Annotated in this window: 1 protein-coding gene; it reads left to right on the forward strand. The window is 66.3% G+C overall.

Features of this window, described 5'->3' with window-relative positions; genetic code table 11:
• On the forward strand, positions 1 to 817 hold an 817-nt coding region (locus APH27_RS25460; protein ID WP_256250736.1), incomplete at both ends, for a contractile injection system protein, VgrG/Pvc8 family.

The raw sequence follows: 817 nt of genomic DNA on the forward strand, positions 1-817 counted from the left end.
ATCGAGCACAAGGCCGACAGCCACTGCATCGTCTTCACCGACAGCAACGACACCCTGCCCGCCCTGGCCCCGCAGAGCCTGCCGTTCCACACCCAGAGCGTGACCCAGAAGCAGGACGGCATCACCCAGTGGAGCACGGGTTCGCAGCTACTCAGCGGCAAGCTCAACTGGCGCAGCGTTGACTACCTGGCCCACAGCCAGCCGCGTGAAAGCGTGATGCCGGCCCTGCAGGCCGCCTCGGCGCCGGCGGCGCTGGAGCGTTACGAGTACCAGGGCCAGTACAACTGGCAGAAGCAGGAACGCGGCAATTGGCTCAGCCGCGTGCAGATCGAACAGCGCGAATCCCAGGCCCGCCGCGTGCACGGCCAGGGTGGCGTGCGCCAACTCGAAGCCGGTCGCTGGTTCGAACTCACCCAGCACCCGCTGTACGAGCGCAAGGCAGCCGAGGCCCGGCAGTTCCTGCTGATCGAAGTGCAGTTCTTTGCCGAAAGCAACCTGCCCATGGCCCAGCAGCGCCGCGAAGCCCCCGGCAGCCTGGCACCGCTGTTCAAGAGCGTGCGCCCGGCACCGGACGATTCGCTGCTCGGCTCAGCTTTGAGCGAAGCTTCTTATGGCTTCTTCCTCAACACCTTCGAAGGCCAGTTGCACAGCGCGCCCTACCGCAGCCCGTTCGAGCACGCCAAGCCCACCAGTCCCGGTCCGCAGACCGCCGTGGTGGTCACCCCCAGCGGCCATGAGCTGTTCACCGACAGCCTCAACCGCGTTTGTGTGCGCTTCCACTGGGACCGCCTCAGCCAAGACGGCGAGCTTTCCTCGT

Source organism: Pseudomonas sp. NBRC 111123 (genome assembly GCF_001320205.1).
Taxonomy (GTDB): Bacteria; Pseudomonadota; Gammaproteobacteria; order Pseudomonadales; family Pseudomonadaceae; genus Aquipseudomonas; species Aquipseudomonas putida_J.